Raw genomic sequence first — 25,055 nt, 5'->3', positions numbered from 1 at the left:
CCGTAACCTGACGGGGATGGACGGAAGACTCTGCTCGAAGGTGGGCTGTTCCCGCGAGGCTGTGGCGACTCTCACGTACGACTACGGTGACCAGATGGCGGCCCTCGGCCCGCTCGGGATCGCGCAACACCCGCACGCGCATGATCTGTGTGCCCCGCACTCCGACCGGCTCTCAGTCCCTGCCGGCTGGTTGGTGATCAGGCACGAGGCGCTTCGGGCTTGATCCCGATGCGGCGTCCGGTCAGTCGCTCGGCACGGTGATCCGCAAGATCGAGGGCTCGTCGCTCGCGCTCTCGACGCAGCACCGTGATTCCGACGAGTATCTGCTCCGGAGGCGCTGCCGGAACCGGTGACACGAAGGGTGCCGCCTCTCGGAGAAGATCGCGCGCGACGCGGTCCCGAGCGCTCGGGACCATGCGTGGCGCGCTCTGGAGGAACTGCGAGATCCGTCGCGCGAGTCGATCGGGGAGTCGTGCCACGTCGGCGATCTCCGCCCATCCGGCAAGCGGCGGAGGCAGCGCCGGCACGCTGGCAGTGAGACGGGGCGTCCGCACCCGCTGGCTGTAGGTGCCCGCGACCATGTCTCCCAGACGCTGCGAACGTGCGCTGAAAGCTCCAGCCAGCACGGCCACGCTGCCCAGCGTCATGTAGATCTCGAGCACTCCCAGCAGGGCGCGGATGAATGCATGGCGGAAGCCCGTGGCACCGCCGTCCACGCGCACGATGCGTCCGCCGACCGCGAGCTTGCCGAGGCTGCGTCCTCTGAGAGCGACCTCCATCGTGATCGGGAGCACGACGAAGCTGACGACGATGGACACGACGAGCGCGATCCGGTCGGTCGTCTCGTCGAGCACTCCGATGTCGGCCAGCCAGACACGCAGGAAGAGCGTGAGGAGGAACACGCCGAGCCCGACGAGCAGATCGATGATCGCTCCTGCCGCGCGGAGTACGAAGCCGATCGGCTGCACGTCGATCGCGACGGCCTCGCCGGACAGCACCTCGTCGGATGTATCGAGCGGCGCAGACATGAGTACAGTAAATCAGGTGGATGCCGATGCGCTGACCGATGCACGCCGCGCCGAGTGGGAGCGGTTGGATCAGCTCAGTCGTGCCCGCCTCGACGGTGCGGGCGTCGACGAACTCATCGTGCGATATCGCGCCGCTTCTTCTGATCTCGCCGAGATCAAGACGTCCGTCGGGGAATCCCCACAGGGCGCTTATCTCTCGACGATCCTGGTGCGCGCTCGGCTCCGTCTCACGGGTGCTTCCGACAGCATCCTCACGCAGACGGCGCGATTCTTCTCGCAGCAGCTGCCCGCGGCGCTCTACCGCCTGCGGTGGACGACCCTCGTGATCGCCCTGGCCTTCATCGCGGTGGCGGTCGGTACCGCGGCCTGGATCTCGTCCGATCCGGCGCTCGTCGCCACGCTCGGCCCGCCCGACGCGCTGGCACAATATGCCGACGAGAGCTTCACGAGCTACTACACCGAGAACCCCGCAGCGGTGTTCATGGGAATGGTCTGGACCAACAACGCCTGGATCGCGCTGCAGTGCGTGCTCTTCGGCATCACCGGGATCTGGCCGATCAACGTTCTGGTTCAGAATGCCATCGGCCTGGGCACGTCCGGCGCTGTGATGGCCGCGCATGACAAGGCCGACGTCATGATCCTCTACATACTTCCGCACGGAATGCTCGAGATGACCTGCATCTTCGTCGCCGCGGCCGGCGGACTGCATCTCTTCTGGTCGTGGGTCGCACCGGGTGCTCGTTCCCGCGGTGAGTCGCTCGCGGCGGAGGGGCGATCTCTCGCCACCGTCGCGATCGGACTCGTCTTCGCGCTGTTCCTCGCGGGGCTGGTGGAAGGCTTCGTGACCGGTTGGTCGCTCCCATGGCCGATCAAGATCGGCATCGGTGCCGCCGCGCTCGGCGTCTTCCTGATCTACATGATCGTCGTCGGCGGACGAGCGCATCGCCGTGGGGAGACAGGGGATCTGACGGAGTATGAGGCGGGCACGCCACGACTCGTCGCGGGCTGACGGCCGCTCGACCTCTCAGAGTCGGCCGGCGGCCTTGAGCTCCAGGTACCTGTCCGCGATGCGCGGAGGCAACGACTCGGGATCCGCGGCGATCGCCTCGCCCCCTGCCCGCCGGATCGCGTCGGCGACGTTCTCCGCATCGCGCATCGTCCGCTCCGCCGCGGCCGCCAGATAGACAGCCTCGCGTGAATCGCGCTGCTGAGCGAGGGTCTCTATGCCGTCGTCGGTGACGGAGCCCACCAGGATCGACGTCGCCCGAGTCGCGTCGGGGAACGCACCGAGGAACCCTCGAGCCGACTCCGCGGCGTCCTGAGCGGTGAGCACCACGATCAGCGCGGGGCGGTTCGTGAGAGTGCGCACCGCAGCGAATGCGCTCGGCCAATCGGTGTCGACGAGGCGCGCGTGCACCGGCGCCATCGCGTCGGTCAGCGCGGGCAGCAGCGCGGCGCCCTCGATCCCGGTGACCCGAGCACGCACGACGCGGTCGAACATGAGCAGATGCACGTGGTCGCCTGCGCGGGCGGCGAGCGCGGCCAGCAGCAGGGACGCCTCGAGCGCGGCATCGACCCGGGTGCCGTCACCGACGCGGGCCGCGGCAGTGCGCCCTGTGTCGATGATGATCACGACGTGACGGTCTCGCTCGGGCCGCCAGGTGCGCAGCATCGTGGTGCCTGCTCGCGCTGTGGCCCGCCAGTCGATGGAGCGCACATCATCTCCGCGCACGTATTCGCGCAAGGAGTCGAACTCCGTCCCCTGGCCGCGCACCTGAATGCTCGTGTTGCCGTCGAGCTCGCGCAGGCGGGCGAGCCGGGTCGGCAGGTGTTTGCGAGAGGAGAAGGCAGGAAGCACACGGATCGCTCCTCGCACGCGGTGGCGGGACTGGCGGCCGGCCAGGCCGAGCGGGCCGCGGGAGCGGATCATCACGAACTCGCTCGCGAGCTCGCCCCGACGACGTGGCAGCAGCGGGAATGCCACACGTCGACGTTCGCCGGGCGGCACCGAGACGCTCAGGCGTTCATCGCCGGCGCCGGCGGTCGGCTGCCAGGCATCGCGGATCACCGCGTGAAGTGTGCGTGCGCCCTGATTGTGAAGAGCGAGGCTGACCGGCACGAGCTCTCCGAGACGCGCACGCGCCGGGACACGACGGGTCACCGACACCTTGCGCGGACTCGGTGTCAGCGCCACATCGACGACGAGGAGGATGACGCACAGGCCGATCCACCCGCCGAGCACGGGGTACGGCGGATAGCCCGCGAGTCCGGTCAGGACCAGCGGAACGATGCCGACGGCGATTGCGACAGCGAGGCGGCCGGTGACGAACACCTAGATCGGCACCCGGGTCTGCTGCACGACCGATGTGAGGACGGCATCGGCGGACACGCCCTCCATCTGCGCATCGGGACGCAGCTGCAGGCGGTGGCGCCAGACGGGAACGAGCATCGTCTGGACATGGTCCGGAGTCACGGCGGACGAGGCGTTCAACCACGCCCAGGCCTTCGCTGCGGCGAGGAGCCCGGTGGAGGCGCGCGGGCTCGCACCGAGCTCGACGGAGGGAGACTGCCGGGTCGCCCTCGCCAGGTCGACGACGTATCCGAGCACGTCGTCTGTGACCTCGACGCGAGCGGACGCGGCCTGTGCGGCCCTGATCTCGTCGGCGGTGACCGTGGCTTCAACCCCGGTGAGTTCACGGGGCGAGAAGCCGGAGGCGTGTTTGCGCAGCACGGTGACCTCGGCATCGCGTTCGGGCATGCCGACGACCAGCTTCATCAGGAAGCGGTCGAGCTGCGCCTCAGGGAGCGAATAGGTGCCTTCGTGTTCGATGGGGTTCTGCGTCGCCGCGACGAGAAACGGGTCGGGCAGCGCGCGACTCAGGCCGTCTGCCGAGACCTGCCGCTCTTCCATCGCCTCGAGCAGTGCGGCCTGCGTCTTCGGAGGGGTGCGGTTGATCTCATCAGCAAGCAGGACGTTCGTGAACACCGGACCCGCACGGAAGTCGAACTCACCGGTGCGCGCGTCGTAGACGAGCGACCCGGTGACGTCTCCCGGCATCAGATCGGGGGTGAACTGGACGCGTTTGGTGTCCAGTCCCAGGGCGCGGGCGAACGAGCGCACGACGAGCGTCTTGGCGACGCCTGGAACCCCTTCGAGGAGAACATGGCCGCGCGCGAGCAGTGAGACCAGCAGGCCCGTCACGGTGCCCGCTTGGCCGACGACCGCCTTGTCGACTTCGATGCGCACCCGGTGCATCGCGTTGCGTAGTTCGGCGTCGGTGTGATTCTCAAGAGTCACGTGAGGTCCTCGGTTTCCGTTCTGACGCGGACGTCGGTGGTCAGTGGGTGTGCGGGTATGTCGCGGGTCAGCCGCGCACCGGCGGTCATTCTCTCTCCCGAGACGAGTGGGTCGAAGCGTCGACGGCGCTTTCGAGCTCGCTGAGGCGGCGGGCGGCGTCGACGAGTGCGGCGTCGTCGCCGGGCAGCGGTCCGGCTAGCAGCTCGTACAGCGAACCGCGGGGGATGCGCAGCCGATCGGCAGCAGCATCGGCCACCTCCTCCGGTCTCGCTCGTTCCGCAAGCCCGAGTCGGCGAGCGAGACGGCGCAGGCTGCCCGCTCTGAGCGCCTCCGCCGCGTGCGCGGCGTCGCCCGCCTTCGCGGTGAGCCGTGCTCGGCCATGCATCGTCTCGGAAGCGCGAACGGTGACGGGAAGTGTCTCCGCGACGAGCGGCCCGAAGCGTCTCCCTCGCCACAGTGCGGCGGCGACGCCTGAGAGCATCAGCAGCAGGATGGTCGGGGTCACCCAGGGCGGTGTGAGCGAGCCGAGGGTGTCAGGCATCTCGCCCTCGATGTCCGAGTCCGCGTAACTCGGCACGTACCAGACCACGCGATCCGACTGACCGAGGAGAGCGAGCCCGAGAGCTGCGTTGCCGTCGTCGGAAAGGTAGGCGTTGGAGAACAACCGGGCGCCTTCGACGATCGTGCGCGTGGCGCCGTCATCGTCGTCGACGAGCACTGCGGCGCCCTCGTCGGTTCCGAAGCATGCGTCCACCCCATCCGACGGTGCGAACAGCCGGTCGGGCCGGATGCTGCCGACGTCTGCGAACTCGGGGACATCGCACCCGGCGGAGACGGCTGTGGAGTCCGGCGAGGCGTTCGTGCCGAGATCGAAAAGAGAGAGCAGGTGGGTGCTCGAGGAGAGGAAGACCACCCGGTCGGCAGGCTCGACGAGTTCCAGGACAGCGTCATCACTCAGGGCGAAGGGGTTGGCCATGACGAGTGTCGCGTCATCGCCCAGGGCTGCCCGCGCATCCGCACGTGATCGGTGCACCTCGACGTCGATGCCCTGGTTCCTGAGGATCTGGGCGAGTGCCATGGTTCCGGAGTCCCCGACGCCCTCCGGGTCGAGTGAACCACGTCGATCGGGCATCTGGACTCCCACCTGCGTGGCGACGAACACGCCTCCGAGCACGAGAGCTGCGACGACCGCCCAGCCGGCGAGAGACCTCAACCGTCGGCGATGCGGAGGGTGCTCCGCGGTGGACGCCGACGGCGCCAACTCGTCGAGGACCGTCACGAGTTCACCAGCTCCGGTCGGGCGGCGACGAGCCGGTCGTCGGTCGCCGCGAGCTCGGAATAGCTCTCCTGCGTCGCCGGGTGGCGCAGATACCGGACGTCGTCGAAGAACGCGGCGGCGGACCTCGCCGGGCCCGATTCGACAGGGAAGACCGTCGAGATCTCGCGGGCGATCGATTGCGCGGTGGCGCCGGGGGTCGGGTCGATGAGATCGCGCTCGAGCAGACCTCTGGCGAGTGCCCGGAAGCGAAGCACCGTGGCCTCGTCCCAGTCTCCGACGCGGGCGCATCGTTCGGCGTCCGCTCGAAGTTGCGCTGCGGTGCGATCATCGTCGGCGCCGAGCAGCGCCCCGCCGGGCCGGCGGACCGCCCTCGAGCGACGAGGACGGCCCCAGATGATCAATGCCGCGACGAGCGCTGCGACGATGATGATGCACACGATGATGAGCGCAGACGGGCCGACGCCGGCGCTGTTGTCCGAATTGAAGAGATCGGCGATGAAGCGTCCGATGTCGCGCGCGAGCAGATCGAACCAGGTCGGTCTCGCCTCCGCGTAGCGCGGGTTGGAGAGTTCCTCCTCCGCCCATCGGCGAGCCTCATCGCCGTCCGGGATCAGGCCCTCATCGAAGCGCAGGATCATGCCGACCTGTCACGGTCCGGTTCCGGTGACTGCGGGGCCTCCCACGAGGCCGCCGCAGGCGGCAGGGGGCAGCCGGCGGGGGCGGTGGGGTGACCGCACCGGGAGCGACCGGGTACGACCCGGGGGCGGCTTGCGGCGGCTGTGCCGGGTATGCCTGACCGGGGTACGCCTGACCGGGGTATGCCTGACCGGGGTATGCCTGACCGGGGTATGCCGGTGCCGGGTGAGGCTGTGCCGGATAGGGCTGTGCCGGGTACGGCTGACCGGGGTACGACTGAGCAGGGTAGGCCTGACCGGGATCGTGACCGGCCTGGGTCATCATGGCCCACTCGGGGATCTGCGCGGGAGGGGGTGCGCTGCTCACGGCGCGCTCGGGGTCGACCACGAAGGGGTCGCCGAGCTGCGCATCCGTCCAGCCCAGATCGCGGCGCTCGACATGACTGATGAGTGCCTGATCCAGACCCTCGTATCGCATGCGACTGTCGAGATAGACGAGTGCGCCCGCCGTGCTCTGCACCACCAGCGTGATGGCCTGGAGCACCAGCAGAAGGATCTGCGGTGCCAGCAGTGCGAAGACGAAGCCGACGATCTCCGCTGTGTCCATGGATCCTGTGGGCGCGAGCACGCTTCCGAACATGGCCCCGAGGATCGACGCCGGCAGATTGACGAGCTGCATCGCGATCCCCATGATCGCCCCGATCAGGAAGGTGACGCCCCAGGCGACCCAGAAACGACCGCGCGTCAGCCGCCATGAGCGTACGAGCGCGTCGCGGAAGGTCGCTCGCTCGAGCACGAGGATCGAGGGGACCAGGAGAAGTTTGGTCGTCAGCCACACCACGAGTGGGATCGTGGCGATCACGATGAGCACCACGAGAATCACGACGCCGGCGATCGCCTCTCCCGATCCGCCGAGGCCGCCGGCGACGAAACCGGCGATGATGAGGAAGACGATGACGATCACGCCGAAGATGAAGATGACGGACAGCGAGGCGAAGGCGGCGAGTCTCCAGAACGAGGGGATCATCTTTCGCCAGAGCGTGCCGAGCGACGCCTTCACACCGATGGCGGCGAATCCGATCTCCGCTGCGACCACGCCCTGCATGAGAGCGGTGAACGCGATCGACGCGATACCGACGGCGAGGCCGGCCACGATGTTCATCGCGATCGTGCCGGCGAACACCGCCTCGAAGTCGGCGGATGCAGGGGAGAGGGAATCGAGTCTGGTGAAGGTCGTGACGAACACGAGGCCCATGACCGTCGCGCTGAGCACGACGACCGCCAACTGGATGACGACGCCGAATCCGAAGAGCACTTTGGGATTGTGGCGCAGCGCCGCGAACGACTTGCCCAGCAGCATCCCGAAGGTCAGCGGATGCAGGGGGATGATGCCCTTCTTCGGGGCGGGGGTCCACGTCTGGCCGGTCACCGGCACTCCCTCCGTCGTGCGATCCCATCGTGTCACAACACTCGGGCGGAGCGCAGACATGGGGCAGGTGGTACTGAGTGCCATAAGGTAACAGTTATGACCTCACGCATTCTTGTGGTCGACGATGACATCGCGCTGGCCGAGATGATCGGCATCGTTCTCCGTACGGAGGGTTTCGAGCCGGTGTTCTGCGCTGACGGTGCGCGGGCCGTCGAAGAATGGCGCACTCAGCGCCCGGACCTCGTGCTGCTCGATCTCATGCTCCCCGGAATGGACGGCATCGAGATCTGCACTCGGATCCGCGCGGAGTCGGGGGTTCCCGTCATCATGCTCACCGCCCGCAGCGACACGGCCGACGTGGTCAGAGGGCTGGAGGTCGGTGCAGACGACTACATCGTCAAGCCGTTCAATCCCAAAGAGCTCGTGGCTCGCATCCGCACCCGGCTTCGCCCGACGCCGCAGACGGTCGGAGAACAGTTGCGCGTCGGCGACCTCACGGTCGATGTCGATGCTCACGAGGTGCGCCGCGACGGCGCGCCCATCGCCCTCACGCCGCTGGAGTTCCAGCTCCTCGTCGCCCTCGCGTCCAAGCCCCAGCAGGTCTTCTCCCGCGAGATGCTGCTCGAGCAGGTGTGGGGCTATCACTACAAGGCCGACACCAGGCTTGTGAACGTGCACGTGCAGCGTCTCCGCGCGAAGGTCGAGCTCGACCCTGACAACCCGAAGATCGTGATGACGGTCCGCGGTGTCGGCTACCGCGCCGGGAGCGCGGGCTAGGCGCTCGATGGCCGCGACGACAGCGACCACCACGGCGGTCGCTGTCCTTCGCGACTGGCGAGGCTGGCCGACGGTGCTCGGTGCCCTGTGGCGCAGTTCCTTGCGCTTCCGGACTCTCACCATCACGCTCCTGCTCACCGCCACCGCCATTCTCATCACCTGCGTGACGATGGCTCTCGTCATCCAGAACGACCTGTTCGAGTCTCGCAAGAACGAAGCTCTCGAAGACGCTGTCAGGTCGGTGAACCTGGCCCAGATGACGCTCGATTCCGCTGCTCTGAGCGACGACCCCGTCGCGCTTCAGGAGCTGTGGGACAGCGTCCAGGCCGATCTGCGCCGGTACTCGACGGCTGAGGGATTCGCCGGCATCCGGGTCGACGATGCCGATGCCGAGGCGGTCTCACTCAACGGCTTCACGGCCGGTCTCAGCCTGAACAGCATCAGCCCAGCCCTTCGCAATCGGGTCGTGCAGTTCGATGACAGGCAGTCCTGGCAGTCCGTGTCCCTCGACCTCGGTGGACGTGCGGTGCCCGGCATCATCGTCGGACAGCAGCTGCAGGTGCCGGAGGCGGGACCCTTCGAGGTGTATTTCGCCTATGACCTCGCCGATGCGGACAACACCCTCATCTTCGTGCAGCGCACCCTCTGGATCGCCGGGATTGGTCTCGTCGCGATCGTCTCGGTGATCTCGTTCATCGTCGTGCGCTCGGTCTCGACACCGATCGTCGAAGCCGCCGAGACCAGTGCACGTCTCGCGTCCGGTGACCTCGCGGTCCGCATCGACGTGCACGGCGAAGACGAGATCGCGACGCTCGGACGATCGTTCAACGCGATGGCCGACAGCATCGAAGCGCAGATCAAGGAACTGGGAGAGCTCTCCCTCGTGCAGCAGCGCTTCGTCTCCGACGTCTCGCATGAGCTGCGCACCCCGTTGACCACGATCAGACTCGCGGCAGACATGCTCAACGATCAGCGCGACGAGTTCGACCCGACCACCTCTCGCACGACGGAGCTCCTCCACACCCAGGTGCAGCGGTTCGAGACTCTGCTCTCTGACCTGCTGGAGATCAGTCGCTATGACGCGGGGTCCGTGCAGCTGGAACTGGAGGCCACGAGCCTCGCCCACCTCGCCGAGGACATCATCGAGCAGATGAAGCCGCTCGCCGACGAGCGCGGGAGCGAGCTGCGCCTCGTCGCACCCGGGGGATACTCTCCGGTCGACATGGACCCGCGCCGAGTCCGCCGCGTGTTGCGCAACCTCGTCGGGAACGCGATCGAGCACGGTGAGGGGCGTCCGATCGTGGTGACGGTCGACAGCAATCAGCATGCTGTCGCCGCGGGGGTCCATGACTTCGGACTCGGGATGGAACCCGCCGATGCGGAACGGGTCTTCGACCGCTTCTGGCGCGCGGATCCGTCGAGGCAGCGCACCATCGGCGGTACCGGGCTCGGGCTTTCGATCGCCCTCGGCGACGCGATGTTGCACGGCGGGACTCTCGGCGTGTGGTCAGAACTCGGCGTGGGCACGAACTTCGTCCTCACCCTTCCCCGGCGCGAAGGCCTGATCGACGGTCCCTCTCCGGTGGCGCTGGAGCCGCAGGAGCCACTGGGGGAGCTCGGAGATGCGACCCAGCCGATCCGCCTCGCGGATCTCCCCGCCGAGCTGTTCGATGAACGGAGCCTGGAATGACCTCCCGTGTCAGACGTGTGCTCGGTGCGATCGCAGCAGCGGCATCCCTGCTCCTCGTGACCGCATGCACGGGGCTGCCGACGACCGGTGACGTGCAGTCGGGGCTCGCGCTCGGCGCGTCTCCTGAGGACCCTGACCTGCTTCCTCTCGCTTCGGGCCCCATCGAGGGCGCAGGACCCGCTGCGATCGTCGAGGGCTTCATGGTGGCGGCGATCACTCCGGCGGACAACTGGGAGACGGCACGTGAGTTCCTCACGCCGGAGATGGCCTCGACATGGCGCCCGAACACCGGTGTCTCCATCGACGTCAGCGCCGACACCCGCTCTTTCACTTCTGATCTCGACGAGGATGCGCAGACCCGCGACGGCGACGTCGCCTCCGTGCGGGTGCAGTTCGACCAGGTCGCCAGCGTCGACGGCACCGGGGCTTTCTCGCAGGCTGTCAGTGCTTCGAACTCGGCTTTCGTCGTCACGCTCACCGACGGGCAATGGCGGATCTCCGAGGCACCGGACGGGATCGTCATCGATGAGTCGCGATTCCCGCGGGTTTACGGGGACTACGCGCTCCAGTACTACGACCAGACCTGGGAGCGGCTCGTCCCGGACGTCCGGTGGTTCCCGCGGCGCGCCACCATCGCCACGACCATCACGCAGTCGCTGATAGGCGGTGCACCGAGCCCTTGGCTCGACCCTGCCGTGCAGAGCGCGTTCCCGCCCGACGTGCAGATGTCACGTGATGCCGTGCCCATCGACGTCGATCAGGTCGCTGATGTGGCCTTGAACCGTGCGGCGCTCAGCCTCGATGCGACCACGCTCGCCCGCATGCGTACTCAGTTGCAGGAGACTCTCGCAGGCGCAGGGGTCCAGATCAACCAGGTCCGATTCACCGTCGACGGACGAGCTCTCGAGGCCGGCGTGGTCGAGATCCTCGACACACCGTCCGACGGCGGTGGGATCGTGTTGAAGGAGGGCGCCTTCGGCACGGTGGTGGGCAACCAGATCACCCCGATCCCCGGAGTGTCCGAGGAGATACTCGGCATCACGCAGCCGATCCTCGCCATCGACGTCGCCGGTGATGACTCTCACGCAGCGCTGCAGCTGGGGAACGGGCATGTCTACATCGCGGGCGACGGGCGCGTCGACGAGTTGGACCCTCGATCCCTCCTGGTGCGTCCGTCCCTCGACCCCTATGACTACACGTGGTCGGTGCCCGCGAACGCCCCGTCGGATCTTCTGGCCATCGGTGACGACGTCGTGTCCCATCCCATCTCCGATGCCTGGCCGGAGGCCTCGGAGGTGTCTGCCATCCGCGTCGCGGTCGATGGTGCACGGGTGGCGGCCGTCGTGGTGATCGGTGGTCAACGGTGGGTCGTCGTCTCGGCCGTCGTGCGCGATGATTCCGGGATCCCGACCCGCCTGGGCGAGACAGAGCTCGTGGCGCAGCTCGATGGCCCGGCAGCCGGTCTGGTATGGCTGGGGTCTGACAGGTTGGGGCTCCTCGTCGATCGGGAGGACAGGGCCGTCCGGACGCAGATCGTGGGTGGAACCGGCACCATCGAGTCCGCTCCGAGCGGGGCGGCGTCGATCGCAGGCTCGCGATCGGCGGCCGGGATCCGGGTGCTCGGCGCCGAGGGTGCCGTATACGCGCGGAGTGGGTCGGCCTGGAGCGAGTTCACCGATGGAGTGATCGTCCTCGCCACCCGCGCAGGACGCTGACCCGAGCTTTCTGCACATCCACGGGCGATCGCGAGAAGCTCACCCGCATCGGCAGGACACAGTGAGGGTTGCTCTGTGCTGTCAGCCTCAGGGGAGGATCGGGGGGTGCTCCGCTCCTCTCGTCTCCACGTCCTGTCGTCTGAGCTGCTCTCGTTCGTTCTCGCGGCGACCTGTGCAGGCTGCGGGATCCCCGAGACGGTGCTCTGCGGCAGTTGTCGAGCGGGCATCCGACCGAGCGTGCGCGAGCTGAGCACGCCCCAGGGGCTCCCGGTGTTCGCAGCGCTCTCCTTCGAGTCCGTGGCGGCGAGCTGCATCCGAAGGCTCAAGGACGGTGGGGAGACTCTGGTGGCGGCTCCGCTCGGTCTCGCGCTCGCCGCGGCTCTCGACCTCGCGCGCCTGCGGACGGCGAGCGATCGGCAGCAGGTGTCGATCGTGCCGGTGCCGACCTCTCGGCACGCATTCCGTCGAAGAGGGTACCGCGTGCCGGAGCTGCTGCTCAGACGCGCGGGGGAGGTGCCCTATCGGGTCCTCGTGCAGAGTGCGCGGAGAGATCAGCGAGGTCTCGATGCGACGCAACGGGTGTCGAACGTGCGGGGCACGATGCGCCCGCGACACGCCGGGGACGCGCGCGGCGTCATCGTCGTCGATGACGTCATGACCACCGGTGCCACGCTCGACGAGGCAGCCGCCGCGCTGGAGAGCCGCGGCCACCGCGTGGTGGCGGCCGCTGTGCTGGCAGTCACACCACGCCACAGCGAACGCATCGTGAACACATCGGAGACACGGAGCAAATGACCCGTGACATCCGTCCCCAGGCCGACTACGGTGGGGGTTCTAAGGCGACCACGGTCCGCCCTTGGCCGGGAGGACCGGGACAAGGAGGCAGCAATGGAAACAAGCATCGTTGGCGTCGGAGTGGGTATCACCGATCGCTTCCGAACCGTTGTCGAGGAGAAGATCGCCAGGGTCCAGACGTTCGCTGCCCGAGCGCAGCGCATTGACGTCAAGGTCACGCATCGGGCCTACCGGAACGGCCGGGTACCCGACGAGACCGTCGAACTCACGCTGATCGGCAAAGGCCCCGTGGTTCGAGCGGAAGCCACCGACAGCGACAAGTTCGTCGCCCTCGATCTGGCGGTCGACAAGATGTCCGAACAGCTGAGACGTGCCAAGGAGAAGCGCGTCGACGGTCGACAGCATCCGCGAGGCGCGCACTTCGAGAAGGCCAGTGGCTCGCTCGAGGGTATCGACGTCGAACCCGCATCCGCTGATGTGCTGCATGCCGTCGCGACCGGCAACGTGCCGGTCCAGAACGACGACGAGGAGATCTACTCTCCGGTCGTCATCCGTACCAAGAGCTTCGAGGCGGAGTGGATGACCGTCGAAGAGGCGGTCGACAGGATGGAACTCGTCGGACACGACTTCTTCCTGTTCGTCGACGTTCGCTCCGATCACCCCAGCGTCGTCTACCGACGCAAGGGATGGGATTACGGCGTCATCGCCCTGAGCACGCAGGCCCCGCCTGCCGAGGCGCTCGCGTCCTGAGTTCATACGAAGAGCGACGGCCCGGCCCCGTGCGGTCGGGCCGTCGCTCTTCGTGAACCGGTGTCAGTCGAACCCGGTGTCAGTCGAACATGCCGTCGAGGAGGCTGCCGATCACGAGGCCACCGAGGATTCCCGACGCGATGTCGCCTCCGCCGCCGCCACGGCGGCCGCCGCCTCCCCAGCCGTTGCCGCCGCCACCCCAGCCGTCGTCCCGAGGGCGAGACGAATCGATGTCGCGCTGAGCCAGCTGGAGGGCCTCTGAGGCGAGGTGCGCCACACGACGGGCGCTGCCGAGAGCCTGCTCGCGGGTGTCCTCTGCGGGCAGCAGATCCGAAAGATCGACGCGGAGTCGTTCTGCCTCGGCCAACCGTGTCCGCGCGTCCGCACCGATCCACCCACGATGTCCGGCGATGAGACCCCGGGCGACACCGAGCTGCCGATCGGCGTCGTCGATGGCGTGCTGGACCTGCTGGATGCTCGGCAGGGGGTTCGCCTCGCGGTGCCGTGCCTTCGCGATCGCGTCATCGAGAGCGGTGTTGGCCGTGCGCAGCTGCGAGAGCTCGGCGAACGGATCTCCCGGCGTCCCCGCGGGGCTCAGCGCGCTGAGGGCGTGCTGCAAGGCCGCCACGGCAGAGGTGACTGCGGGTGTCTGCGGTGCGGTTCTGGCCGCGATGAGGTCTCCCCGAGAATCTGCCACGACCTCTGCCAACGTCGATTCGGCTCGGAGCGCTTCGATCTCGAAGTCCTCGACGGCGTCGAGCAGTGACGATGCCCGCCGTGTCGCCTCGGTCGCGGTCTCGAGGGCGAGGTTCGCCTCCTCGTTCTGCTTCGCGGCGCGGCGGCGTTCCGACACGTCGGCGCCGTGGGTCGCGAACGCGATGAGCTGCTCGGCCTCGGCGGCGCTCGCCGTGATCTGGTGCATCGCCGAATCCGAGTAGCGCTCGGACAACCGCGCCACGGCATCGTTCGTGTGAGGGATGCGCTGGCTCAACGCCGCCGCATCGGCCCTGACCTGCGCGATGATCTCGGGAGCCCGGCGCACCTTCGCGATGGACTCGGCGAGTTCGGAGGTCTTCTCATCGAGCAGATCCTGCGCCCACTCGCAGAGCTGAGCGATGCGCGCGTTGCGGGTCCGGAGCTCCTCAGGAGTGTCCGGGATCTCGTCGTGGTTGAGCTGGTGCAGTTGGAAGGCTTCACGCAGATGGGTGCGCACGGCGCTGAGTGCTCTGCGCAGATCGCCGGTGAGTGATTCGCCCAACTCGGCCTCGGCGAACACGAGCTCGTCGGACGTGGATCGGATGCGCTCATCAGTCGCCACCAGGGACTGCTCGGCGCGGCGTGCGAGATCGGCGTCCTGTGCCGCCAGTGCTTCCTGTTCACGCTTGCGTCTGCCCCATATGCCTGCCATAGGTCTGATCCTAGTTTCCCCGCAGTGGCGTCTGGCTGTGCATCCGCTCCAGGCGAACGCATCAGATGAGCGCGGCGTTCCCCGTGCCCGTGGGGCGTCCGCGCTTGGGGCGGTCAGGGGTGAGCCCCAGCGTGAGCGCGTGCTGCGGATGCTCCGCGAGGCGTGCCTCCACGTGGTCGAGCCAGCGCAGCTCGGCATCGGCTGTGAGAAGCATCGAGTCCACCACGAGCGACCACGCGAGGCCTTCCGGGTCGCTGTCTTCGCGTGATGCGCGCAGGCGCCGCAGGGACGCCAGGTGTTCCGACGACGCATCTCGCTGGGTGGCGATGACTGCGGACGCATCCGACCCCGGAAGCGTCGCCGCGATCGCCACCTTGATGGCGAGCTCATCCCGCGTGGCCTGTCCCCGCTCGACCGGAGATGACATCCATCGAACGACCTCGGCCCGGCCGGCGTCGCTGATCTCCCAGTACACGTGACCCTGCGCGTCCGCCTCGCCTCGTGCGACGAGTCCGTCGCGTTCGAGGCGTTCCAGAGTGTTGTAGATCTGTCCGACGTTCAGCGGCCAGACGGATCCGGTACGGCGGTCGAACTCGTGGCGGAGCTGATATCCGTAGCAGGGTCCCTGCGCGAGAATCGAGAGCAGGCTTTGACGAACGGACATGTCGACCTCCTGTGTCGACGATCAATATATACATACCGGGAAAAGTTCGCTGAGAGCGCCATGCAGGCGACGTGGAGGTCACGGCCCGGTAACATGACAAGGTATGCCTGGTGGGCGCCCGAACGGCGGCGCTGCCGGAACCATCGACAGGGAGATGACATCTGTGGCCAATCCTCTTGAGAAGCTGCTGCGCGCCGGTGAGGGGCGGGTCATCCGTCGACTGAACCAGGTGGTGAAGGCCGTGGGCGCACTGGAAGAGGACATCTCCAAGCTCACGGATGACGAGCTGCGCAACGAGACCGTCGAACTCCGTGCCCGCTACACCGCCGGTGAGACTCTCGATCAGCTGATGCCCGAGGCGTTCGCGGCTGTCCGCGAGGCGGCGAAGCGCACGCTCGGCATGCGCGCGTACGACGTGCAGATCATGGGCGGCGCCGCTCTCCACCTCGGCAACATCGCTGAGATGAAGACCGGTGAGGGCAAGACGCTCGTCGCGACGTTCCCCGCGTATCTCAACGCGATCGCCGGCGAGGGCGTCCACGTCATCACCGTCAACGACTTCCTCGCGAGCTACCAGGCAGAGCTGATGGGCCGCGTGTACCGCGCGCTGGGAATGAAGACCGGGATCATCGTCTCGGGTCAGACTCCCGCCGTGCGTCGTGAACAGTACGCCGCCGACATCACCTACGGCACGAACAACGAGTTCGGCTTCGACTACCTTCGCGACAACATGGCGTGGCGCAAGGAGGATCTCGTCCAGCGCGAGCACTTTTTCGCGATCGTCGACGAGGTCGACTCGATCCTCATCGACGAGGCGCGCACGCCGCTGATCATCTCCGGTCCCTCATCGGGCGAGGCGAATCGATGGTTCGCGGAGTTCGCCAAGATCGCGCGGACGCTCGAAGCGGGCGTCGACTACGAGGTCGATGAGAAGAAGCGCACGGTCGGCGTTCTCGAGCCCGGCATCGAGAAGGTCGAGGACTATCTCGGCATCGACAACCTCTACGAGTCCGCGAACACTCCGCTGATCTCCTTCCTCAACAACTCGATCAAGGCGCTCGCCCTGTTCAAGAAGGACACCGACTACGTGGTGATGAACGACGAGGTCATGATCGTCGACGAGCACACGGGTCGCATCCTGGTGGGACGCCGCTACAACGAGGGCATCCACCAGGCGATCGAGGCCAAGGAGGCTGTGCCCGTCAAGGCGGAGAACCAGACTCTCGCCACGGTCACGCTGCAGAACTACTTCCGTCTGTACGACAAGCTGGCAGGAATGACGGGTACCGCCGAGACCGAGGCGGCCGAGTTCATGTCGACGTACAAGCTCGGCGTGATCCCCATCCCGACCAACCGGCCGATGGTCCGCAAGGACCAGTCGGACCTGGTCTACAAGAACGAGACGGCGAAGTTCGCCCAGGTGGTCGAAGACATCGCCGAGCGTCACGCCTCGGGGCAGCCGGTGCTCGTGGGCACGGTCAGCGTCGAGAAGAGCGAGTACCTGTCGCGGCTCCTCGCCAAGAAGGGCGTCAAGCACGAGGTGCTCAACGCGAAGAACCATGCACGTGAGGCGGAGATCGTCGCTCGAGCCGGTCGTCTCGGCGCAGTGACCGTGGCGACCAACATGGCCGGCCGTGGCACCGACATCATGCTCGGCGGTAACGCCGAGTTCCTCGCCGTCCAGGAGCTCAAGGGCAAGGGCCTCGACCCCGTCGAGACTCCCGAGGAGTACGAGATCGCCTGGGACGAGACGTACGAGGCGATGAAGAGCGTCGTCTCCGAGGAGGCCGAGAAGGTCATCGATGCCGGTGGACTCTACGTCCTCGGCACCGAGCGTCACGAGTCTCGTCGCATCGACAACCAGCTTCGTGGTCGGTCGGGCCGTCAGGGCGACCCCGGCGAGAGCCGCTTCTACCTGAGCCTCACCGACGACCTGATGCGCCTGTTCCAGTCGGGTGCCGCCGAGGCGATCCTCTCGCGGACCAACTTCCCGGACGACGTCCCGATCGAGTCCGGTCTGGTGTCGCGGGCCATCCGCAGCGCGCAGTCGCAGGTCGAGTCGCGCAACGCCGAGATGCGCAAGAACGTCCTCAAGTACGATGACGTGCTCAACCGCCAGCGTGAGGCGATCTACGCCGACCGTCGTCACATCCTGCAGGGCGACGACATCGCCGACCGGGTCCAGCATTTCATCGAGGACGCGATCAGCGGCGTCGTCCGAGACCACACGGGCGAGGGCCACAACGAGAGCTGGGACTTCGACGCTCTCTGGACCGAGCTGAAGACCCTCTACCCCGTGAGCGTGACGATCGACGAGGTCGTCTCGGAAGCCGCAGACCGCAAGGGCGGTATCTCGGCGGACGGCCTGACGCGTGAGCTCCTGTCCGACGCGAAGATCGCCTACGAGACGCGCGAGGAGTCGCTCGGTGAGACCGCGACCCGCGAGCTCGAGAGGCGAGTCGTCCTCCAGGTGCTCGACCGTCGCTGGCGTGACCACCTCTACGAGATGGACTACCTCAAGGACGGCATCGGACTGCGTGCCATGGCCCAGCGCGACCCGCTGATCGAGTATCAGCGTGAGGGCTACGCGATGTTCCAGTCGATGATGGGGCAGATCAAGGAGGAGTCCGTCGGATACCTCTACAACCTCGAGGTCGAAGTGCGTCGCGCCGCCGACTCGCAGACCGCCGAGGTCGAAGCGAAGGGGCTGTCCGAGGGGGCAGTGGAGCAGCGGCTCGAGTACTCCGCGGCCAATGATGCCGGCGAGGTCGAAGTTCGCAACGATCGCGGGCAGGTGCAGCAGGCGGCGACCGATCGCCTTCGGCAGGCCGCTGCCGCGCGCACTGCGCCGGCTGAGGAAGCAGAGGTCGAAGAGGGCCCACGCGGCGCCTTCGGTCAGCGCACCGACGCCCCGGCCGCACCCGCGGGAAACCGCGAGCAGCGCCGAGCTCAGGGCAAGAAGAAGAAGTAGTCGCAGCGCGACACGAAGAGGGGCTGATCCATGGGATCAGCCCCTCTTCGCGTCATTGTAGGCTTGCGAAATGACACCAACGCGCCACTTCGACCAGTCGTCGAAGCTCAAGAACGTCCTGTACGAGATCCGTGGAAACACGCTCGTCGAGGCGGCGCGGCTCGAGGCCGAGGGGCATCGGATCCTCAAGCTCAACACCGGCAACCCTGCGATCTTCGGTTTCGAGGCTCCCCACCAGATCGTGCACGACATGCTCGCCGCGCTGCCGACCGCGCACGGCTACAGCGACAGCAAAGGCATCGTCTCTGCTCGCCGCGCCGTGGTCAGCCGATACGAGGAGATCGAGGGATTCCCGCGCTTCGACCCGGAGGACGTGTTCCTCGGCAATGGGGTCTCCGAGCTCATCACGATGACCATGCAGGCGCTGCTCGACGAGGGGGATGAAGTGCTCATTCCCGCGCCCGACTACCCCCTCTGGACGGCCATGACGAGTCTGGCCGACGGCACACCGGTGCACTATCTGTGCGACGAGGACAACGGCTGGCAGCCCGACCTCGAGGACATCAGGTCGAAGATCACCCCGCGCACGAAGGCGCTCGTGATCATCAACCCGAACAATCCGACCGGCGTCGTGTACTCCCGCGAAGTCCTCGCAGGCATGGTGCAGATCGCGCGTGAGCACGAGCTTCTGCTGTTGTCGGACGAGATCTACGACCGCATCCTGTTCGATGGCGCGACCCACATCCCGACGGCGACACTGGCACCGGACCTGCTCTGTCTCACCTTCAACGGTCTGTCGAAGACCTATCGGGTCGCCGGTTTCCGCTCAGGCTGGTTGGTGATCACCGGGCCGCAGTCTCACGCGAAAGGGTTCCTCGAGGGGATCAACCTGCTCGCATCCACTCGGCTCTGCCCCAACGTTCCCGCGCAGCATGCGGTGCAGGCCGCGCTCGGGGGAGTGCAGTCGATCGACGCGTTGATCGCCCCCTCCGGCAGACTGCACGAACAGCGGGATGTGGCATGGGAAGGTCTGGAATCGATCCCCGGAGTCTCCTGTGTGAAGCCGATGGGTGCGTTGTACGCCTTCCCGAAGCTCGACCCCGAGGTCCACGAGATCCGGGACGACGCGAAACTCGTGTACGACCTCCTCGTGTCCGAGCACATTCTGCTCGTCCAGGGGACAGGGTTCAATTGGCCGTCGCCGGATCACCTGAGACTCGTCACGCTCCCGGAGCCGCGTGTCCTCGCCGAAGCCGTCGAGCGCCTCGGGAACTTCCTTTCGAGCTACCGGCAGTAGCCGTCACGGTCGCTGCGGAGTGGTCGTGCGCGATTGCTCGCACGGCGGCGACGAATGACGAGCGTGGCGTCACGTCGGTCATCGGCCGGGCGTGGAGCAGCGCGGCGTCGGTGGCACGCTGATCGAAAGGCAGGAAGGACACATCGGTGATGCCTGCGAAACGATCGAGAGTACGTCTGATCTGACCGCGTGCGTCGAGGCCGAGCGGACCGGGACGCAGGCGGTTCACCACGACGCGGATCGGAGTCGGAGCAGTCAGCCGCCGGAGTTCCGAATGATCACGAAGGAATCGGCTGATGCCCAGAGGATCGGCCGAAGCGATGGCCACGATCACGTCGGCTTCTGACAGAGCCGCTGACGTCGCGGCGTGACGGCGGGGCCCGGTCAGGTCGTACGTGGCTTCGTCGTCGGCGTCGAATGCGCTCGACACGTCGACGACGGTCTCCTCCGCCCAGGTCCTGCACACGCGAAGCGCAGCCTGGAGCCGGTCCGCAGAGAGCTCGGGCCAGCGACTCGGACGGTTGATCCCACCGAGCACCTCGAGGGAGCCTGCGCCCGTCTCGAGAGTCGTGGCGAGACGCGTGAGCTCGGCACCGTCGAGCGCGCCGAGCTCCGCTCTGCGGCAGGCAGCGGCGATTCCGGGCTCGTCATCGCTGAGTCCGAGCAGCAACGCGAGAGATGGGGCGACAGTGTCGGCATCGACGAGCGCGGTCCGACGTCCCGACCGCGAGAGTTCGACGGCGAGCTGGATCGCCAGAGTCGATCGGCCCGGTGCGCCGGCCGGCCCCCACACTGCGACGACGCGGTGCGGGGAGGAGCTCGGCCGCGGTGTCGCGGGCGGTGCATCGGCCTCCAGCGCCGCAGCCACCTCCCATCCGCCGGCGTCGGCGGGAAGCATGCTCATGAGTCCGTAGCGGCCGAGCAGTCGGCTCTCGCCCTCGCCGAGCGGAACGATCCGCACGCCGGCACGATCGCACGCTGCCACGAGCGCCGGAGTCAGGACCCCGCGCGTCGCCGTGATGATCGCGGCGTCGATCCCTTCCGGAAGAGGCAGCAGCGAGGCGGGGCCCACGACCGCCACCACCTCGATCCCCTCGATCTCGAGCTCAGCGGCGAGGACCGAAGCCCGTGGCTCCGGAACCGCGACGACCACCGCGGTCATCGAGAAGACCCGACCGGCACGACGGACAGCGCGGAGCCTCCGGTGATCGCCGCGAGCATGGCCGGGACGTCTGTGCGATCGATCACCACTTCGGCCGTCGCCCCGCTCGACGCGAGCATGCCCTCGGACTTCGTGACGGCGGCGACGACGACGTCTGCGACGAGCAGCCGAGGAGCCTCGTATGCCGTGCGCCCGTCGTCGAGGGGCGGAGCATGCCAGATCTCCACCACCGCTCCGGCCGCGAGGTCAGCGGGAAGTCCGGTGTTGCTGTCGATCACGATCGTGGTCTTCCTGGCCGAGTCGGCGTCAGCCATCGCAGTTCGCGGTAGGAGCTCGCCATCGGTGATGGTGCGCCGGGCGACCTGGCCGGGTGAGAGATCCTGGGGTGCGAGGTAGCCGCTCGTCGCTGCGCCGAGGTTGACCTCGACCACCTGGAAGTCAGCCGAGACGAGCGTCTCCCCGGTGACGATCGTTCTGTTCGCCTGCAGCACCGGAGTCGTGGCGGTGGACGAGGAGACGACGAGCCACACGCCGCCGATCGATGCGGCCACCAATACGATCCCGATCAGAAAGCGCAGGTCACCCCAGAAGGCACGTCGAGAGCGAGGCATCAAGTCCATGCCGTCATCGTCACAGAGATCGGGTGACGACCGGGGGAGTTATCCACAGCGCGCTCACGTGCGGAATGCATTCGTGAGGCCGCGAGACAATGGATGCATGCCCGATGCCTCCACGCCTGCCCAGCGCTTCCTCGCACCCGCGCAGGTGGCCGAGCTGCTGTGCATCGAGGTGGACGAGGTCATAGATCTGGTCTGCGCAGGTCGGCTTCGCGGCTCCAAGCTCGGTACACCTGCCCGCTGGCGTGTGGAGGAGGGCAGCCTGAGCGACTACCTCGCCGAGCAGTCCGAGGAAGCGCGACGCATGGCGCTGTGGCGACAGGCCAACGAGGCGAGCTTCCCCGAAGTCTGGGGCACGTCGCACGCTCACGGCATCTGAGCGCCCACGGTCTGGATCGAGGCGACGGCTGCGAACGGCAGCATGCGAAAACTCTGGACCGCGCCCGCCAGTCTGGCCGTTCCCGGATCATGGAGTGCGAGATCGAGATGATCGGCGCCTGCCCGATCGACCGTCCCGTGCAAATCGGCCCCGTCGACGACGATGATGCGCACCGGCACGCGGCGTCGTGCGAAGTCCCGGAGGAGGAACCCCAAGGTCATGCGCTCACGCAGCGACGGGGGCGGAGACTCGCTCTCGTCGAGACTCGAGAGAAGCAAGCCGTGGTCGACGCTCAGCCCCATGATGGCGTGCAGGGGGATGATACGCACCGCGCGCGATGACGATCCCTCTCCGTCCGTCATGGCGGCGGCCACCCAATCCGCCCCCAGCGACTCCAGTCGAGTTCGGATCCGATGTCCGGGGAGGTCGAGGGTCGCAGGAGTCGACGCCGCGCAGAGCATCCGGAGTCGGGTGCGCAGCTCGAGCCGCGAGATGCGCAGCCGTTCGGATTCGGCGTCGAGCGCAGCCCGCTCGCTCTCCCATTCGGCGGCCAATTGGCCTTCGAGATTCTCGAACAGTCGATCCCAGTGCACCCGCCTACCGTAGGCCACCTCTTCGGCGGCGTACGAGTTATCCACATTCCTTCAGAGAACCCCCGGATCGGCATCCGACCGAGTGCTCTACTGGGCGCTGTCCAACCCGATCGAGAGTGCCGCCGATGACGCTTCATGAGTATTTCGCACCGCAGCAGACGCCCCGCGCCGAGCTCCCGGATCCGCAACCGTTGCTGCGAAGTCTCACTCAGGGTGTGCTCGAGGTGCTCGCGGGGGTACGAGAAGTCGATCAGCTCGCCCGGTGGTTCAGCGAAGATGCGTACCGCAGTCTTGTGACAAGGGCGAATCTGTCGGCGAGGGCGCGCAGCGCGAGGGGGGTCTCGCCTGCGCGCCCGACTTTCAGGATCCTCTCGATCCGAGTCACCGAGCCGGTCGACGGCAAGGTCGAGGCTGTCGTGGTCGTGGCGGGGCCAGGCCGCACACGGGCGGTCGCGATCCGCCTGGAGGGGCTCGACCGCCGCTGGCGGACCACGTCGCTGGCGATACTCTGAGCGGAGTCGCTCTAGGCTGGTGGGGTGTCAACCCTCAGCGATCTCGCCCATGCCCAGGGCCTCCTGGCCGACAACGACGTCGAATGGCTGCATCGACTCGCGGGGGACGGCCAGCTCCTGGCCGACCTCGCCTCAGCGGACATCGTGGTCTGGGTGCAGACGGATGACGGATCGTTCGTCGCTGTGGCCCACGCGCGTCCGAGCGGCGCGGCGACTCTGTTCTATCGGGACATCGTCGGTGAGCGGGTGCGTCCTCAGTGGCGCACGCAGGTGCAGGGTGCGTTCGACACCGCCGAGATCGTCGATTCATCCTCGCCGGACTGGTTCGAGGAGACTCCGACGCGCGTCCGCGCGGTGCCGATCGTCAGCGCGCGTCCGAGCGGTCAGACGCCGTCCGTGATCGGAGTGGTGACACGTCACACGAACCTCGGAGAGGCGCGCACTCCATCACGCCAGCAGATCACGTTCGACGAGTGCGCGAACGATCTGTTCAGGATGATCGCGGACGGGAGTTTCCCCGACCTTGCTGCACCGACCTCACCGCGACGCGGTGCTCCGCGTGCGTCCGACGGCCTCATCCGCATCGACGTCGACGGGATCACGACGTTCGCGAGTCCGAATGCGCTCTCGGCCTTCAACCGGATGGGCTTCGACGACGAGCTCGAGGGCGAGTCGCTCGCCGAAGTGACGACACGCCTCGTGCCGCCGTCGCGGCAGGTCGACGAATCGCTGCCGGTCGTCGTCACCGGGCGGGCTCCCTGGCGGACGGACATCGAGGCGCGAGGCGTGACGGTCTCGCTGCGAGCGATCCCTCTGAAGGATCACGGAACACGCATCGGTGCGATCCTGCTCTGCCGCGACGTCTCTGAGCTGCGGCATCAGGAACAGGAACTCATCACCAAGGACGCGACGATTCGGGAGATCCACCACCGCGTCAAGAACAACCTGCAGACGGTCGCGTCGCTGCTGCGCATCCAGGCGCGCCGCACCCATTCCGATGAGGCGCGTGAGGCGCTGACCCAGGCGATGCGGCGGGTGGACTCGATCGCCGTCGTGCACGACACACTCGCACAGGGGCTCACTCAGAAGGTCGACTTCGACGAGGTGTTCCATCGTGTCCTCAAGCTGGTCGCGGAGGTCGCCTCCGCGCCGAACACGCGCGCTCGCACTCAGTCGACCGGCCGTTTCGGCGTTCTGCCGAGCGAATATGCGACTCCGCTGGCGCTCGCGCTGACAGAGGTGGTCACGAACGCCGTCGAGCACGGCCTCGCGGGACAGGAGGGGATGGTCACGATCGATGCCGCCCGCACTGAGGAGAACCTCCGTGTGACCGTTCGAGACACCGGTCTCGGTCTTCCGGAGGGTCGTATCGGTCAGGGGCTGGGAACGCAGATCATCCGCACGCTGATCCAGGGGGAGCTGGGTGGATCCATCGAGTGGCACGGCAGCGAGGGCGAGGGCACCGAGGTGGTCATCGACATCCCGCTCCGCTGGCTCACGAAGTAGTCCGTCGCTTCCGGATCTTCCGGACACACGAAGCGGCCCGAGACGATGTCTCGGGCCGCTTCGTCGTTCGTCAGGAGGCGCGGCGGGCGCGCGCTGCACGGCGCTTGAGAGCGCGGCGCTCGTCTTCGGAGAGGCCGCCCCACACGCCCGAGTCCTGGCTGGTCTCGAGGGCGTACTGCAGGCAGATCTCGGTCACTGTGCAGGTGGCGCAGACGGTCTTCGCCTTCTCGATCTGGTCGACGGCAGGACCGGTGTTCCCCACGGGGAAGAACAGCTCGGGGTCGACAGTCAAGCAGGCGGCTTTGTCGCGCCAGTCCATGGGGGCTCCTCGGTGTGGATTTCAAGAGATGTCGCAGCGCGACGTACTCGGATTTCGGGTGCTGATCGGGTTCAGCTACCCTGTATGAGATGCGGACGAATGCCCGCATTTGTGATGCAGGCACGAAGCCCGCCCCACGCCGCTGTGGGAGCACATGACGCTGTCTATTCTGTTACATGAAACCGGCGAAATCAAGGGTTTCGCTCGTTCTCATTCGATTCTCAGGAGACA

The 25,055-nt window shown here is 67.2% G+C and carries 24 protein-coding genes; 12 read left to right on the top strand and 12 right to left on the bottom strand.

Annotated features, from left to right (window positions below; translation table 11 throughout):
- Positions 1-16: 16 nt before the first annotated feature.
- The gene (locus ACZZZN_RS09100) at positions 17-223 is read left to right on the top strand and encodes a DUF3499 family protein (protein WP_463504836.1); all 207 of its coding nucleotides are present in this window, start codon (positions 17-19) and stop codon (positions 221-223) included.
- Here the strand turns inward: ACZZZN_RS09100 and ACZZZN_RS09095 are convergent.
- A complete protein-coding gene (locus ACZZZN_RS09095) occupies positions 198-1,028 on the bottom strand; it encodes an RDD family protein (protein ID WP_463504835.1) in 831 nt (276 codons plus the stop codon). The two genes, ACZZZN_RS09100 and ACZZZN_RS09095, sit on opposite strands and share 26 nt — an antisense overlap.
- Positions 1,029-1,044: 16 nt before the next feature.
- On the opposite strand from ACZZZN_RS09095, the gene ACZZZN_RS09090 reads away from it, so the two are divergent.
- Entirely contained in the window at positions 1,045-2,037 is a 993-nt protein-coding gene (locus ACZZZN_RS09090) for a stage II sporulation protein M (protein WP_463506572.1), read from the top strand.
- A gap of 15 nt (positions 2,038-2,052) precedes the next feature.
- Here ACZZZN_RS09090 and ACZZZN_RS09085 read toward each other — a convergent pair whose 3' ends face one another.
- From ACZZZN_RS09085 to ACZZZN_RS09065, 5 genes are all read right to left on the bottom strand, one after another.
- A complete protein-coding gene (locus ACZZZN_RS09085) occupies positions 2,053-3,360 on the bottom strand; it encodes a DUF58 domain-containing protein (protein ID WP_463504834.1) in 1,308 nt (435 codons plus the stop codon).
- Positions 3,361-4,284 (bottom strand): AAA family ATPase, encoded by a 924-nt coding sequence (locus ACZZZN_RS09080; protein WP_463506571.1) that lies wholly within the window; start codon positions 4,282-4,284, stop codon positions 3,361-3,363. It lies immediately after the preceding gene.
- Between the two features lie 127 nt (positions 4,285-4,411).
- Positions 4,412-5,605, bottom strand: coding sequence for a DUF4350 domain-containing protein (locus tag ACZZZN_RS09075; protein WP_463504833.1), 1,194 nt, complete (start codon positions 5,603-5,605; stop codon positions 4,412-4,414).
- The gene (locus ACZZZN_RS09070; RefSeq protein WP_463504832.1) at positions 5,602-6,243 is read right to left on the bottom strand and encodes a DUF4129 domain-containing protein; all 642 of its coding nucleotides are present in this window, start codon (positions 6,241-6,243) and stop codon (positions 5,602-5,604) included. Before ACZZZN_RS09070 ends, ACZZZN_RS09075 begins: the two co-directional genes overlap by 4 nt.
- Entirely contained in the window at positions 6,224-7,669 is a 1,446-nt protein-coding gene (locus ACZZZN_RS09065) for a glycerophosphoryl diester phosphodiesterase membrane domain-containing protein (RefSeq protein WP_463504831.1), read from the bottom strand. Before ACZZZN_RS09065 ends, ACZZZN_RS09070 begins: the two co-directional genes overlap by 20 nt.
- Positions 7,670-7,765: 96 nt before the next feature.
- Here ACZZZN_RS09065 and mtrA point away from each other — a divergent pair, with 96 nt between their 5' ends.
- From mtrA to hpf, 5 genes are all read left to right on the top strand, one after another.
- The gene (mtrA, locus tag ACZZZN_RS09060; protein ID WP_463504830.1) at positions 7,766-8,446 is read left to right on the top strand and encodes an MtrAB system response regulator MtrA; all 681 of its coding nucleotides are present in this window, start codon (positions 7,766-7,768) and stop codon (positions 8,444-8,446) included.
- 7 nt (positions 8,447-8,453) lie between these two features.
- The gene (gene mtrB, locus ACZZZN_RS09055; RefSeq protein WP_463504829.1) at positions 8,454-10,136 is read left to right on the top strand and encodes an MtrAB system histidine kinase MtrB; all 1,683 of its coding nucleotides are present in this window, start codon (positions 8,454-8,456) and stop codon (positions 10,134-10,136) included.
- On the top strand, positions 10,133-11,851 hold the full coding sequence (locus tag ACZZZN_RS09050) for an LpqB family beta-propeller domain-containing protein (protein WP_463504828.1): 1,719 nt from the start codon (positions 10,133-10,135) through the stop codon (positions 11,849-11,851). Before mtrB ends, ACZZZN_RS09050 begins: the two co-directional genes overlap by 4 nt.
- 105 nt (positions 11,852-11,956) lie before the next feature.
- On the top strand, positions 11,957-12,646 hold the full coding sequence (locus ACZZZN_RS09045) for a ComF family protein (RefSeq protein ID WP_463504827.1): 690 nt from the start codon (positions 11,957-11,959) through the stop codon (positions 12,644-12,646).
- A 93-nt stretch (positions 12,647-12,739) separates the two neighbouring features.
- The gene (gene hpf / locus ACZZZN_RS09040; RefSeq protein ID WP_463504826.1) at positions 12,740-13,396 is read left to right on the top strand and encodes a ribosome hibernation-promoting factor, HPF/YfiA family; all 657 of its coding nucleotides are present in this window, start codon (positions 12,740-12,742) and stop codon (positions 13,394-13,396) included.
- 79 nt (positions 13,397-13,475) lie between these two features.
- Here the strand turns inward: hpf and ACZZZN_RS09035 are convergent, their stop codons facing one another.
- Both ACZZZN_RS09035 and ACZZZN_RS09030 read right to left on the bottom strand, forming a co-directional pair.
- Complete coding sequence (locus ACZZZN_RS09035) at positions 13,476-14,804, bottom strand: coiled-coil domain-containing protein (RefSeq protein WP_463504825.1); 1,329 nt, start codon at positions 14,802-14,804, stop codon at positions 13,476-13,478.
- A 61-nt stretch (positions 14,805-14,865) separates the two neighbouring features.
- On the bottom strand, positions 14,866-15,468 hold the full coding sequence (locus ACZZZN_RS09030) for a PadR family transcriptional regulator (RefSeq protein WP_463504824.1): 603 nt from the start codon (positions 15,466-15,468) through the stop codon (positions 14,866-14,868).
- Positions 15,469-15,631: 163 nt separating this feature from the next.
- Between ACZZZN_RS09030 and secA the strand changes: the two genes are divergently transcribed.
- Together secA and ACZZZN_RS09020 are read left to right on the top strand one after the other, a co-directional pair.
- Positions 15,632-18,439, top strand: a complete 2,808-nt coding sequence (secA, locus tag ACZZZN_RS09025) for a preprotein translocase subunit SecA (protein WP_463504823.1) — start codon at positions 15,632-15,634, stop codon at positions 18,437-18,439.
- Between the two features lie 70 nt (positions 18,440-18,509).
- Entirely contained in the window at positions 18,510-19,736 is a 1,227-nt protein-coding gene (locus tag ACZZZN_RS09020) for a pyridoxal phosphate-dependent aminotransferase (protein ID WP_463504822.1), read from the top strand.
- Here the strand turns inward: ACZZZN_RS09020 and ACZZZN_RS09015 are convergent.
- Positions 19,660-20,898 (bottom strand): AAA family ATPase, encoded by a 1,239-nt coding sequence (locus ACZZZN_RS09015; protein ID WP_463504821.1) that lies wholly within the window; start codon positions 20,896-20,898, stop codon positions 19,660-19,662. The two genes, ACZZZN_RS09020 and ACZZZN_RS09015, sit on opposite strands and share 77 nt — an antisense overlap.
- Entirely contained in the window at positions 20,895-21,518 is a 624-nt protein-coding gene (locus ACZZZN_RS09010; RefSeq protein ID WP_463504820.1) for an SAF domain-containing protein, read from the bottom strand. The genes ACZZZN_RS09015 and ACZZZN_RS09010 overlap by 4 nt, the downstream gene beginning before the upstream one ends.
- Before the next feature lie 97 nt (positions 21,519-21,615).
- Here ACZZZN_RS09010 and ACZZZN_RS09005 point away from each other — a divergent pair, with 97 nt between their 5' ends.
- The gene (locus ACZZZN_RS09005; RefSeq protein WP_463504819.1) at positions 21,616-21,894 is read left to right on the top strand and encodes a helix-turn-helix domain-containing protein; all 279 of its coding nucleotides are present in this window, start codon (positions 21,616-21,618) and stop codon (positions 21,892-21,894) included.
- Here the strand turns inward: ACZZZN_RS09005 and ACZZZN_RS09000 are convergent.
- A complete protein-coding gene (locus ACZZZN_RS09000) occupies positions 21,882-22,532 on the bottom strand; it encodes a hypothetical protein (RefSeq protein ID WP_463504818.1) in 651 nt (216 codons plus the stop codon). The genes ACZZZN_RS09005 and ACZZZN_RS09000 overlap by 13 nt on opposite strands.
- Before the next feature lie 80 nt (positions 22,533-22,612).
- Between ACZZZN_RS09000 and ACZZZN_RS08995 the strand changes: the two genes are divergently transcribed.
- Together ACZZZN_RS08995 and ACZZZN_RS08990 are read left to right on the top strand one after the other, a co-directional pair.
- A complete protein-coding gene (locus tag ACZZZN_RS08995; protein ID WP_463504817.1) occupies positions 22,613-22,999 on the top strand; it encodes an Rv3235 family protein in 387 nt (128 codons plus the stop codon).
- Between the two features lie 24 nt (positions 23,000-23,023).
- Positions 23,024-24,505 carry a sensor histidine kinase gene (locus ACZZZN_RS08990; RefSeq protein WP_463504816.1) on the top strand — a complete coding sequence of 494 codons (1,482 nt, stop codon included), beginning with the start codon at positions 23,024-23,026 and terminating at the stop codon, positions 24,503-24,505.
- A gap of 70 nt (positions 24,506-24,575) precedes the next feature.
- Here ACZZZN_RS08990 and ACZZZN_RS08985 read toward each other — a convergent pair whose 3' ends face one another.
- Entirely contained in the window at positions 24,576-24,824 is a 249-nt protein-coding gene (locus ACZZZN_RS08985) for a WhiB family transcriptional regulator (protein WP_017203224.1), read from the bottom strand.
- Between the last annotated feature and the right edge of the window lie 231 nt (positions 24,825-25,055).

Source organism: Microbacterium sp. AC145 (assembly GCF_979258505.1).
The sequence above is the reverse complement of the archived record's forward strand: the minus strand, read 5'-3'. Positions and strand labels throughout refer to the sequence as shown.

Excerpts from the sequence above, each read along its gene's own strand:
- ACZZZN_RS09100 (WP_463504836.1), top strand. The coding sequence starts at position 17 with ATGGACGGAAGACTCTGCTCGAAGGTGGGCTGTTCCCGCGAGGCTGTG.
- ACZZZN_RS09095 (WP_463504835.1), bottom strand. The coding sequence starts at position 1,028 with ATGTCTGCGCCGCTCGATACATCCGACGAGGTGCTGTCCGGCGAGGCC.
- ACZZZN_RS09080 (WP_463506571.1), bottom strand. The coding sequence starts at position 4,284 with ATGCACCGGGTGCGCATCGAAGTCGACAAGGCGGTCGTCGGCCAAGCG.
- ACZZZN_RS09070 (WP_463504832.1), bottom strand. The coding sequence starts at position 6,243 with ATGATCCTGCGCTTCGATGAGGGCCTGATCCCGGACGGCGATGAGGCT.
- mtrA (WP_463504830.1), top strand. The coding sequence starts at position 7,766 with ATGACCTCACGCATTCTTGTGGTCGACGATGACATCGCGCTGGCCGAG.
- mtrB (WP_463504829.1), top strand. The coding sequence starts at position 8,454 with ATGGCCGCGACGACAGCGACCACCACGGCGGTCGCTGTCCTTCGCGAC.
- ACZZZN_RS09050 (WP_463504828.1), top strand. The coding sequence starts at position 10,133 with ATGACCTCCCGTGTCAGACGTGTGCTCGGTGCGATCGCAGCAGCGGCA.
- hpf (WP_463504826.1), top strand. The coding sequence starts at position 12,740 with ATGGAAACAAGCATCGTTGGCGTCGGAGTGGGTATCACCGATCGCTTC.
- ACZZZN_RS09035 (WP_463504825.1), bottom strand. The coding sequence starts at position 14,804 with ATGGCAGGCATATGGGGCAGACGCAAGCGTGAACAGGAAGCACTGGCG.
- ACZZZN_RS09030 (WP_463504824.1), bottom strand. The coding sequence starts at position 15,468 with ATGTCCGTTCGTCAAAGCCTGCTCTCGATTCTCGCGCAGGGACCCTGC.
- ACZZZN_RS09020 (WP_463504822.1), top strand. The coding sequence starts at position 18,510 with ATGACACCAACGCGCCACTTCGACCAGTCGTCGAAGCTCAAGAACGTC.
- ACZZZN_RS09015 (WP_463504821.1), bottom strand. The coding sequence starts at position 20,898 with ATGACCGCGGTGGTCGTCGCGGTTCCGGAGCCACGGGCTTCGGTCCTC.
- ACZZZN_RS09010 (WP_463504820.1), bottom strand. The coding sequence starts at position 21,518 with ATGGACTTGATGCCTCGCTCTCGACGTGCCTTCTGGGGTGACCTGCGC.
- ACZZZN_RS09005 (WP_463504819.1), top strand. The coding sequence starts at position 21,616 with ATGCCCGATGCCTCCACGCCTGCCCAGCGCTTCCTCGCACCCGCGCAG.
- ACZZZN_RS08995 (WP_463504817.1), top strand. The coding sequence starts at position 22,613 with ATGACGCTTCATGAGTATTTCGCACCGCAGCAGACGCCCCGCGCCGAG.
- ACZZZN_RS08985 (WP_017203224.1), bottom strand. The coding sequence starts at position 24,824 with ATGGACTGGCGCGACAAAGCCGCCTGCTTGACTGTCGACCCCGAGCTG.